Annotated in this window: 12 protein-coding genes; 11 read left to right on the forward strand and 1 reads right to left on the reverse strand. The window is 63.1% G+C overall.

Going from position 1 to position 10,915, the window contains the following annotated elements:
- The first annotated feature begins 52 nt into the window (after positions 1 to 52).
- The 7 genes from XANALMUS060_RS12585 to XANALMUS060_RS12615 all read left to right on the forward strand — a co-directional run bounded on the left by XANALMUS060_RS12585 (position 53) and on the right by XANALMUS060_RS12615 (position 4,585).
- Positions 53 to 295 (forward strand): hypothetical protein, encoded by a 243-nt coding sequence (locus tag XANALMUS060_RS12585; protein WP_045738719.1) that lies wholly within the window; start codon positions 53 to 55, stop codon positions 293 to 295.
- A gap of 2 nt (positions 296 to 297) precedes the next feature.
- Positions 298 to 660, forward strand: coding sequence for a GntR family transcriptional regulator (locus XANALMUS060_RS12590; protein WP_045738720.1), 363 nt, complete (start codon positions 298 to 300; stop codon positions 658 to 660).
- Positions 657 to 1,538, forward strand: a complete 882-nt coding sequence (locus XANALMUS060_RS12595) for an ABC transporter ATP-binding protein (protein ID WP_045738721.1) — start codon at positions 657 to 659, stop codon at positions 1,536 to 1,538. Before XANALMUS060_RS12590 ends, XANALMUS060_RS12595 begins: the two co-directional genes overlap by 4 nt.
- A 26-nt stretch (positions 1,539 to 1,564) precedes the next feature.
- Positions 1,565 to 2,515: an ABC transporter permease gene (locus tag XANALMUS060_RS12600; RefSeq protein ID WP_235430479.1), complete on the forward strand. Its 951-nt coding sequence runs from the start codon at positions 1,565 to 1,567 to the stop codon at positions 2,513 to 2,515.
- Between the two features lie 48 nt (positions 2,516 to 2,563).
- Positions 2,564 to 3,385, forward strand: a complete 822-nt coding sequence (locus XANALMUS060_RS12605; protein ID WP_045738723.1) for a DUF4097 family beta strand repeat-containing protein — start codon at positions 2,564 to 2,566, stop codon at positions 3,383 to 3,385.
- A gap of 48 nt (positions 3,386 to 3,433) precedes the next feature.
- Positions 3,434 to 3,994, forward strand: coding sequence for a DUF2884 family protein (locus tag XANALMUS060_RS12610; RefSeq protein WP_045738724.1), 561 nt, complete (start codon positions 3,434 to 3,436; stop codon positions 3,992 to 3,994).
- A 150-nt stretch (positions 3,995 to 4,144) separates the two neighbouring features.
- Positions 4,145 to 4,585 (forward strand): hypothetical protein, encoded by a 441-nt coding sequence (locus tag XANALMUS060_RS12615; protein ID WP_045738725.1) that lies wholly within the window; start codon positions 4,145 to 4,147, stop codon positions 4,583 to 4,585.
- Between the two features lie 44 nt (positions 4,586 to 4,629).
- Here the strand turns inward: XANALMUS060_RS12615 and XANALMUS060_RS12620 are convergent, their stop codons facing one another.
- Positions 4,630 to 6,051: a class II fumarate hydratase gene (locus XANALMUS060_RS12620; RefSeq protein WP_045738726.1), complete on the reverse strand. Its 1,422-nt coding sequence runs from the start codon at positions 6,049 to 6,051 to the stop codon at positions 4,630 to 4,632.
- 255 nt (positions 6,052 to 6,306) lie between these two features.
- Here XANALMUS060_RS12620 and purB point away from each other — a divergent pair, with 255 nt between their 5' ends.
- From purB to XANALMUS060_RS12645, 4 genes are all read left to right on the forward strand, one after another.
- On the forward strand, positions 6,307 to 7,674 hold the full coding sequence (gene purB / locus XANALMUS060_RS12625; RefSeq protein ID WP_045738727.1) for an adenylosuccinate lyase: 1,368 nt from the start codon (positions 6,307 to 6,309) through the stop codon (positions 7,672 to 7,674).
- A gap of 70 nt (positions 7,675 to 7,744) precedes the next feature.
- A complete protein-coding gene (locus XANALMUS060_RS12630; protein WP_052688162.1) occupies positions 7,745 to 8,311 on the forward strand; it encodes a DUF3060 domain-containing protein in 567 nt (188 codons plus the stop codon).
- 307 nt (positions 8,312 to 8,618) lie between these two features.
- Positions 8,619 to 9,845 carry a cupin domain-containing protein gene (locus XANALMUS060_RS12640; RefSeq protein WP_045738729.1) on the forward strand — a complete coding sequence of 409 codons (1,227 nt, stop codon included), beginning with the start codon at positions 8,619 to 8,621 and terminating at the stop codon, positions 9,843 to 9,845.
- Between the two features lie 6 nt (positions 9,846 to 9,851).
- Positions 9,852 to 10,739, forward strand: a complete 888-nt coding sequence (locus XANALMUS060_RS12645; protein WP_045738730.1) for a GNAT family N-acetyltransferase — start codon at positions 9,852 to 9,854, stop codon at positions 10,737 to 10,739.
- The last annotated feature ends 176 nt before the right edge of the window (positions 10,740 to 10,915 follow it).

The following is a 10,915-nucleotide window of genomic DNA, read 5'->3' on the forward strand; positions in this document are numbered from 1 at the left end:
CGCGCCATAGTGCTATAGTTTAATACAACACCACACAAACAGTACAGAAGCGATGCGCAACGAACGTCTCCGGCACCACTTCCCGGCCACACTGATCGTCGGCGCTGTGCTCCTGGCTGGCGGGATCGGCACCCTGCACAGCCTGGGACGGCTGCCAGCTGATGGCGGCAGCCCCCTTCGTACCGACAACGCCGACGAGGCCCCGGCCGTCACCACACCGACGAGCAGACAGCTACGTACCTCGCTGTCGATGCCTTATTTCTCCTTCGCACGCGCACTGCACTCACGGAGCTAAGCATGAGCGATATCCACTGGAGCGACGGCGCTCCAATCTACCGGCAGCTAAAAGACAAGGTCATCGCGATGATGCTCGACGGCCTCATCAAACCCGGTGACGCGCTGCCCTCGGTGCGCCAGGTCGCCGCCGAGTACAAGCTCAACCCGATCACCGTCTCGCGCGCCTACCAGGAATTGGCCGACGATGCCCTGGTCGAAAAGCGCCGCGGGCTGGGCATGTTCATGACCGAGGCAGCGGCACAGAAGCTGCGCGGCAGCGAACGCGAACGCTTTCTCACCGAAGATTGGCCCTTGATACTGGAACGCATCCAGCGTCTTGGCCTGACGTTAGAAGACCTTTTGTCAGAGGGAAGAACACCATGAACGCCGCTGTCGCCGCATCCGAACCCGTCGTCTTCGCACAAGGATTACGCAAGACCTACAACAACGCGCCAGCACTGGCACAGACCTCCTTCGTCATCCAACCCGGACGCATCATTGGCCTGATCGGCCCCAACGGCGCCGGCAAGACCACCGCATTGAAGGCAATGCTCGGCCTGTGCTCAGTGGAAGGCGAACTGCGCGTGCTCGGCCTGGATCCACGCAAGCAGCGCGACGCGCTGATGAACCAGGTGTGCTTCATCGCCGACGTCGCGGTGCTGCCACGCTGGATGCGGGTGCGCGAGGCGATCGACTTCGTCGCCGGCGTGCATCCACGCTTCGACCGTGGCAAATGCGAGCGTTTCCTCGCCAACACCAAACTCTCGCCCAAACTGCGCGTGCGCGAAATGTCCAAGGGCATGATCGTGCAATTGCACCTGGCGCTGGTGATGTCCATCGACGCGCGCTTGCTGGTGCTGGATGAACCAACCTTGGGGCTGGACGTCTTGTATCGCAAAGAGTTCTACCAGCGCCTGCTGGAAGACTACTTCGACGCGGAAAAGACCATCATCATCACCACCCATCAGGTGGAAGAAGTCGAACACATCCTCACCGACGTGCTGTTCATCCGCGACGGTCGCATCGTACTCAGCGCCGAGATGGAACACATCGCCACGCGCTACACCGAACTGCTGGTTCCGGCCGAACGCAGCGAGCAGGCACGTGCATTGCACCCCATCGACGAGCGCAGCCTGCCGTTCGGCAAATCGGTTTTCCTGTACGACGGCGTGGCGCAAACAGACCTCGTCGCACTCGGCGAAACCCGCACCCCCGGCCTGGCCGATCTGTTCGTCGCCATCATGAAAGGCACCTACGCATGAATGCTCCAGTCAAGACCATCACGTCCATGTCCACGTTCAAGTGGCTACTCAAGCGCGAATTTTGGGAACATCGCGGCGGCTTTCTATGGGCGCCGGTCATCACCGGCGGCATCATCGCCGCGCTGTACGCGCTGCTGGCAATGGTCGGCAGCGTGGCAGGCCATGATCGCGGCAGCAACGACATCCATTGGAGAGATGCTGCGGAAAATGCCAACGAAATCATCGGCAAGATCGGCGACGGCACCATGCTGGCAGGCGTGCTACTAGCCTGTATCGTGATGGCTTTCGTGGTGTTCTTCTACGCATTGGGCACGCTGTACGATGACCGCCGCGACCGTAGCGTGCTGTTCTGGAAATCGCTGCCGGTGTCGGACCTGAGCACGGTGCTGTCCAAGGTCGCGTGGGCGCTAGTGCTGGCACCGATCCTGGCGCTGGGAATCGGCCTGCTGTTTGGTCTGCTGCTGTGGCTGGTCACCGCCTTGACCATGTCGTTCAACGGCGTCCAACAAAGCGGCGCGGTCTTCACCCATTCGCATCCACTGCAGATCATCGGCGGCGTGCTGTCCAACCTGCCGATCTACGCGATGTGGTCGCTGCCGACAATCGGCTGGCTGATGTTCTGTTCGGCCTGGGCACGTTCCAAGCCGTTCCTGTGGGCGGTGCTGATCCCGATCCTCAGCTGCGTCACCGCCAGCATGATGAACATCCTGCCGATGCTGCATTTGAACAACAACCTGATCTGGTACACGGTGATCTACCGCGGCCTGCTGAGCGTGATGCCCGGAACCTGGCTGCCGGTGCTGCGCGAAAGCGCGCCGCCGACGCAAATCGACAGTGCACAGGACCTGGCCAACACGATCCAGCTCAGTGGCGCTTGGCGCATCTTCCAGCAACCCGATATCTGGATCGGTGCCGTGATCGGCGTCGCCTTCATCGGTGCCGCGATCTATCTGCGTCGCTGGCGCGACGAAGCCTGAGCGCTGCTCTGCCCCGTCTGTGCTTTTTGATCAACAAGGAGTTCCGCCATGCGCAAGACCTTCGTCCTGTGCGCGCTGCTGGTGCCCGCCGTGGCCATGGCCGAGGAGTGCAAGTATTCCGAACCGCGCGAACTGAAGCTAAAACTGGACGGCATCAAGTCGGTCCTGTTGGACGTACAACAAAACGCCATCAAGCTCACCGGTAATGCCAACGGCATCTCCGAATTGCGCGGCAGCGCCTGTGCTTCCGATGCGGACATGCTGAAGGAACTCACCGTACATCAACGGCGCGATGGCGACACGCTGGTGGTGAACCTGCAGCATGAAGGCAAGATTCACGGCATCAACCAGGGCAACCGCTATGCCTATCTGAACATGGCCGGCAGCGTTCCCGCGAATCTGCAAGTGCAACTGCGCCTGGGTTCCGGCAATGCCGACATCGGCAGCGTTGCATCGCTCGAAGCCAGGGTCGGCTCCGGCGACCTACATGCGCACGCCATCAATGGCCCCGTCACCGTCACTGTTGGATCGGGGGACGTGGAGTTGCACGGCATCGGCAGCCTGACCATGCCGACGCTCAATTCGGGCAACAGCACGGTCAATCAGGTCGTCGGCGACGTCAGGATTGGCAACGTCGGCTCGGGCGAGCTGAGCGTACATGGCGTACATGGCAATGTGCAGATCGACAGCGTCGGCCCAGGCGACGTAAGGTTGAATGATGTCACTGGCAATGTCGCGCTCCATAGCATCGGCTCTGGAAATGTGAGCGTCGACAACATCGGCGGCAATCTGAGCGTGCAACGAACCGGCAGCGGCGACATCCACCAGCGCGGAGTAAGCGGCAGCGTCCACTTGCCCAAACCACGTTAATCTAGCGCCCCTATGCACCACGCTCCACACCATACGAGAACACGACTAATGCAGCACTCCTCCTCACTACCTATGTCCGCCATCGTGCTGGCCTGCTTACTGATGCTGTCCGCCTGCCATCCCTCGACCCCGGTCGACAACACAGACGCAGATCGCAATGACGTGCAAAGCACGATGACCTCAGACGGCGACATCATGCTCAATGCCCCAGGCCAACCACCGGCCATCATCGGCCACGACGGCAGCTTGTCGATCGACGGCAAACACGTCGCGCTTAACCCCGAGCAGAGTGCGCTGCTGATGGCGTATCGAGGGCAAATCCAAGCGCTCGGCAAACAGGGCATGGAGGTCGGCAAGCAAGGCGCGGCACTGGGAGTCAAGGCAGCTGGCGAGGCGGTATCCAACGTCTTCAGCGGCAATGCCGGCCACACCGGCGATAGCATCACTGCCCAGGCCGAGCAGGTGAAACAGGCAACCATGCAAATCTGTGGTCAGATCGGGGCACTCAAAACGGTGCAAAATCTACTCGCAGAGAAACTGCCGCAGTTCCGTCCGTATGCCCATTTGCAGCAAAGCGACATCCAACGCTGCAAGGATGCGAACAAGTAATCGGCACCGGGCTGGCCATCAGCATCACGATGCCAGCCCACCGGTTTGCCTTGGCGCCAAAGCAAAACCCTCTGCACGGCGCTGAAGAACAACGCATCTGGCTTAGCACCCTCTAAGATAGGCGACACTTTCCCGCACCATCGCCGACCAATGAAGAAAACACCGCTCGCCTGGCTTTGTCTGTTTTCGCTATCTCTGCTGCTGGCCGCCTGTGGCGGACACGGTGGCGAGGCCGCATCCGCGCGCGCCGAGCGCAGCAAGCCGCGCGTGGCGGTGGACAGCATGACCGTGATGCTACGCCGCGCACCGGCCGCCAACGCCAGCATCGGCCCCGATGGCAGCTTGCGCGTCGACGATATCCAACTGCCATTACCCGAGGCACAACGCGCTCAGTTGCAGCAGTTGTTCATGCAATTGCAGATGCAACGCCAGCGCACCCTGGAAAGCGCACCGGCGGATCCGAACATGCGCTCGGTGGGCTTCCCGTCCACACCGGAAATCCACGCGTTGCAGGAGACACTCTTGCGCGACATTCCGCCGCTGCAAGCGTATCGCGAGAGCTTCGACAACCTTCAGGCCGAGCGGCACTGAATCCGGCGACACCGGCTAACCGCGTTCGTCAACGCACACGCGACTCAACCGCTCCCGCTCGCACCGGCATGAATACCACCTTCTGTCAGTGCTGCCGGATCCAGCAAACGGCGCAGTGCATCCTTGCCCAGGCCACTGTCCTGTGCAGCCACGTCCAGCACCGGACGGTTTTCCTTGTAGGCGCGCTTGGCGATTGCCGCCGCCTTCTCGTAACCGATGATCGGATTCAGTGCAGTGACCAGGATCGGATTACGCTCCAGCGCCTCGCGCACCCGCTCCTCGCGCACGCGCAGGCCGGCGATGGCGCTGTCGGCCAATCGCCGCGACACATTGCTCAGCAAGTGGATCGATTCCAACAGATTGGCCGCGATCAGCGGCAAGGTCACGTTCAACTGGAAGTTGCCGGTCTGCCCGGCGACGGTGATCGCGGTATGGTGGCCGATGACCTGCGCGCACACCATCACCGTGGCCTCGGGAATCACCGGGTTGACCTTGCCCGGCATGATCGAACTGCCCGGCTGTAGCGCAGGCAGCTCGATCTCGCCGAGGCCTGCCAGCGGCCCGGCATTCATCCAGCGCAGGTCATTGGCGATCTTGATGAGCGCCACCGCCAGCGCATTGAGTTGGCCGGACAATTCCACCGCATCGTCCTGCGCAGCCAATCCTTCGAACTTGTTGTCGGCGCTTTCGAACTTGCACCCGGTCAGCGTCGACAGCGCTTTGGCAACCTTACCGCCGAAGCGCGGATCGGCATTGATGCCAGTGCCAATCGCGGTGCCGCCCAGCGGCAACCGGCGCAGCCGCTTGAGGCTATCGCTCACCCGCTCCTGCGCCGATGCCAATTGCGCCGACCAGGCGCCGAATTCCTGAGCAAAGGTCAGCGGCATCGCATCCATCAGATGCGTGCGTCCGGTCTTGACCACGTGCTGCAACTGCCTGGCGCGCTTGTCGATGACCTTGCGCAGGTGTTTGAGCGCCGGCAACAAGTGCTCCTGCGCGGCCAGCAACGCCGACACGCGAATCGCGGTGGGCACCACGTCGTTAGAACTCTGACCAAGGTTGACGTGGTCATTGGGATGCACCGCCGATGTGGCCTTGGCAGCGGACTTGCGCGCACGCGAAGCCAGCGTGGCAATGACCTCGTTGGCGTTCATGTTCGACGAGGTCCCCGAGCCGGTCTGGTAGATATCGATCGGGAAATGCGCGTCGTGGCGGCCCTCGGCCACCTCCAGTGCGGCGGCCTGGATCGCCTTGGCGAGCGCCTTGGGCAGCAGCTCCAGTTCGGCATTGACGCCAGCGGCGGCGGCCTTGATCAATCCCAGCGCGCGAATGAAACCGCGCGGCATCGGCCGCCCGGAAATCGGAAAATTCCGCACCGCACGCTGGGTCTGCGCGCCCCACAGGGCATCGATGGGGACCTGTAGTTCGCCCATGCTGTCGTGTTCGACGCGATACTTTTCGCTCATGCGCAATCTCCGGATTCAGTGATGAGGGGTAACGCAATACGCCGCTGACACCCCCACACAATACGCTCTGAGGCACGTCGCGGCAGCGGCCAGGGCGACCCGCCCTCCCGCCTGATGGCCACTTCGCTCCCACCCATCTGGCCCAGGACATGCTGGGCAGCGACATCGCCACCAATCCCATGCCGACCCGCAACGCCGACAGCAATCGCAGCAACGTAGAATGGCGGCCCAGCCGTCACCACCCCACGCCCAGCCATGTCCGATTCCGCCCTGCTCGCCTTGTCCCCGCTCGATGGCCGCTATGCCGGCAAGGTCGATGCCCTGCGACCGATCTTCTCCGAATATGGTCTGATCAAGGCAAGAGTGAAAGTGGAAATCGAATGGCTGCTGGCGTTGGGTGCCGAACCGGGCGTGGTCGAACTGGCCGCGTTCTCGCCGGCCGCCGCGCAGCGACTGCGCGCCCTGGCCGAGCGCTTCAGCGTCGAACACGCCGCGCGGGTCAAGCAGATAGAGCGCACCACCAACCATGACGTCAAGGCGGTGGAATACTTCATCAAGGAGCAGCTCAAGGACGACGCCGAGCTCGGCCCGGCGCTGGAATTCGTCCATTTCGCCTGCACCAGCGAGGACATCAACAACCTCAGCTACGGGGTGATGCTGGAGCAGGCCCGACGCGACGTGCTACTGCCGACGCTCGACAGAGTGATCGCCTCGCTGCGCGCACTGGCCCATGCCCAGGCCGCGCAGCCGATGCTCTCGCGTACCCACGGCCAGACCGCCTCGCCCACCACCCTGGGCAAGGAAGTGGCCAATGTCGTCGCGCGCCTGGAACGCCAGCGCAAGCAGATCGCCGCAGTGGAACTGACTGGCAAGATCAACGGCGCGGTCGGCAACTACAACGCGCACGCGGTCAGCTACCCGGACGTGCACTGGCCGGGCTTCGCACAGCGCTTCGTCGAGAGCCTCGGCCTGGTGTTCAACCCCTATACCACCCAAATCGAGCCGCATGACAATGTCGCCGAACTGAGCGATGCCACCCGCCGCGCCAACACGGTGCTGATCGACCTGGCCCGCGACATCTGGGGTTACATTTCGCTGGGCTATTTCAAGCAGAAATTGAAGGAAGGCGAAGTCGGCTCCTCGACCATGCCGCATAAGGTCAACCCGATCGATTTCGAGAACGCGGAGGGCAACTTCGGCATCGCCAACGCGCTTTTCGAACATTTTTCGGCCAAGCTGCCGATCAGCCGTTGGCAGCGCGACCTGACCGACTCCACCGTGTTGCGCGCACTCGGCACCGCCTTCGGTCATACCCAGGTCGCACTAGACTCGCTGACCAAGGGGCTGGGCAAACTGACGGTGAATCCGCAGCGCCTGCAAGACGATCTGGATGCCGCCTGGGAAGTGCTGGCCGAAGCCGTGCAAACGCTCATGCGCCGCCACGGCCTGCCCAATCCCTACGAACAATTGAAGGCGCTGACCCGCGGTCAGGGCATCACCGCCGACTCGATGCGCGCCTTCGTGGAGAACTTGGATCTGCCCGAGGACGCCAAGCAGCGCCTGCGCGCACTGACACCGGCCAGCTACATCGGCTTGGCAGAACCCCTGGCGCGCTCGATTTGAGCCAGCCGATAGCACCTGGACAATAGGCGATCAGGCACCGGCATCCCGAAACAAACTCAGGCGCCAAGTGATGAAACGCACTCCATTGTGGCATCTCCCGCTCCTTGCGCTGGCTGGCTGCGTGCAGCAGGCGCCATCGACTGCCGGCGACACCGCCTCCCTGAACAACACCTCCTCGGCGCAGACAACCAAGGACATGGACAACGATGCACGCGATGAGCAACTTACGATCAATATGGTCAGCGCGCTCAACGGCGACATCGACTGCGACGGCCATGATCTCAACATCGTCGGCCCGGATGCGGATCTGGTGCTGCGCGGGCATTGCAACAAAGTGACCCTGTTCGGCCGCAACGACAGCTTGCAGATCGAACAAGCAGACGCACTGCGTGTACTCGGCGACAACGCCCAGGTCACCATGCATGGCGATGCCAAACGGGTGATGTTGCTCGGACGCATCGGTAACCTGCAGATGCAGCACATCGCCACACTGGAAGTATTCGGGGACGAAAATCAACTGCATGCGACCGTAATCGACAAGATCGCATTGCACGGCAACCACAACCAAATCGTCCAAGACAGCGGCACCGCGGTGATCGACAATGACGGTAGCGACAATCGCATCGCCGGCCAATGAGACGCTAGGACAGGCCAGACATCGCGCCTGGCGATGGCCCCGATTCACTGACATGACGCTGTCTCGATAAGACCATCGGCTCCATGCACGGGCGCGCATTGCCGGCATACGACCACGACATCGACTAGGCCGAAATCGCGACGCTGCGCCCCGCGATGCGCCGCATCGGCCATGTTTCGCATCCCATCGCTCAAGCTCCAGCAGATTCGCTGCACCTGCTTGAGCATGCGCGACGCGGCGTGCGTCGATTGGGCGACAATGCGTCATCGTCGGCTCCCTCGCCGCCTTTCCCCTGCCGAATGCCATCATGAAAAAAACCGCCTCGCTCCCGATCGAACGCCATGCCACCCGGCAACATCCGCTGGGCATGTCCGCCGCGACTTTCCTGCGCGACTACTGGCAAAAACGTCCGCTGTTGATCCGCAATGCCTTCCCCGACTTCGTCTCACCGATCGAGCCGGAGGATCTGGCCGGGCTGGCCTGCGAGGAAGCCGCGCTATCGCGCTTGGTGGTGCACGAGCGCGCGAGCGACCGCTGGAGCGTGCGCAACGGACCGTTCCAGGAACACGAATTCCCCGGCATGCCCGATCACGACTGGACCTTGCTGGTACAGGATGTGGACAAATGGGACCCGGATATCCGCGCCCTGCTTGCGCAGTTCAGTTTCCTGCCGCGCTGGCGCGTGGACGACGTGATGGTCAGCTTCGCCGCGCGCGGCGGTTCGGTCGGTGCCCATGTGGACCACTACGACGTCTTCCTGCTGCAGGCGCATGGCCGGCGCCGCTGGCAGATCGACGCCAGCGCCGCGATGGGGCGCGCACCGCCGCCCACCGAGTTTCGCGACGATGTGGAACTGAAGCTGCTGCGCCAATTCACCCCGACCCACGACTGGGTGCTGGAACCAGGCGACATGCTCTACCTGCCGCCGATGGTGCCGCACCATGGCGTCGCCGAGGACGCCTGCCTGACGTTCTCGGTGGGCATGCGCGCGCCCTCCTCGGCCGAACTGATCGCTGATTATCTCGACACGCTGATCGACGATGCCGACGAAGCACTGCGCTACCACGACGAGGACCTGAAGGCACCGACCGATCCCTACGAGATCGACGCGGCGGCGATGGGCCGAGTGGTCGAGGCATTGAACGCACTGCGGATGAACGATCCGGACCGCCTCGGCGCCTGGTTCGGCCGCTTCATCACCACCTACCGTGCGGGCGGCGAGATCCTGCCAACGCACAATCAGCCATCGGCCGAGGAGACTGCCGCGGCACTCGCGCAGGGCACGATCCTGCAGCGGCATCCATGGGCGAGGCTGGCTTGGCGCCGGGCCAGCCGTGGCGCCGTCCTATTCTGCAACGGAATGGAATTCGCGCTGCCGATCCAGGACGCCAAGCGTCTGGCGGCAGCCGAACACTTCGACTCAACCGATTACGCAGCGCTGTCGGTAACCGGTCGGAAAACCCTGCTGCAACTGATCGAAAACGGTTTCTACCAGACATTGGATACCCAGGACGAGGACGACAGCGAGCACTGACCCCCGATGCCCACGCCCTCTTTCCGTCTGGATGTCCTGGACCCCGCCCGGCAGGGCGCAGAACTGCGCGCGCTGCGCGCCCAGGCCGGATGTATCGAGGACCCGACGGATGCCGCCGTCGATGCGTTGGGCTACCACCTGCTGGCGCGCAACGACGACGGACAGCCAATTGGCAGCGCGCGGCTTGGTGCCGATCGACGCGTCGGCGCGATGGCGGTACTGCCGTCCTGGCGTGGCCGCGGCGTCGGTAGCGCGCTCCTACAAGCTCTGCTGCAAGAAGCGCAACGCCGGCAATGGACACAACTGGAGCTGCTGACGCCGCCGACGGCCCTGGCCTTCTATGCACGCCATGGCTTTCTGCCACAGCCGTTGGCCGATCACGACCACAACGGCGACCAGCGGCTACGCTGGCAGCTCGGCGCCAGCGCGGTGGAAGACGTGGCTGGGGCCATCGCGGCCTGCACCGGGATCCTCGCCCAGGCCCGGCGACAGGTGCTGATCCACAGCCGTGCACTGGACCCTGGCCTGCTGGACATCCCGCAAGTCCTGGCGCAACTGCGCCGTTTCGCCGTCGCGCCGCATGCCAAGCAGGTCTGCGTGCTCCTGCACGATGCAGCCACCGCGCAACGCGCCAGCGCGCCACTGCTGGCGATGGCGCAGCGACTCCCGAGCGTGTTCCAGTTCCGCGCGGTGACCGATCCGGTGGACCGCAACGACGCCACCGCCTACCTCGTCAACGAGGCCGGCGGCTATTACTTTCGTCCGCTCGGCCACCGCTACGAGGGGGAGGCCGACCTGATCGGCGATGGTCGCGCACGTCAGCTGCGCAGCGCGTTCGCACCGGTCTGGGAGCGTGCACGGGTCTGCACCGAACTGCGTGCGTTGGGCTGGTAAGACCCGCGCACCGACACCGGAAAGGAGCCAAGCATGAACCAGCATCCGACCGACGGCCAGCCAATGCACACCCTGGGTGGTTCATGAGAGTATAATTTTTACGTTTGATTACACCCGCGCGCGGCCTCGTGTCCGCGGCTCCTACTAAGCACCCATCAAAAACGAGCTGACCCCAC

It is taken from the genome of Xanthomonas sp. MUS 060 (assembly GCF_000963215.1).
Classification (GTDB): Bacteria; Pseudomonadota; Gammaproteobacteria; order Xanthomonadales; family Xanthomonadaceae; genus Xanthomonas_A.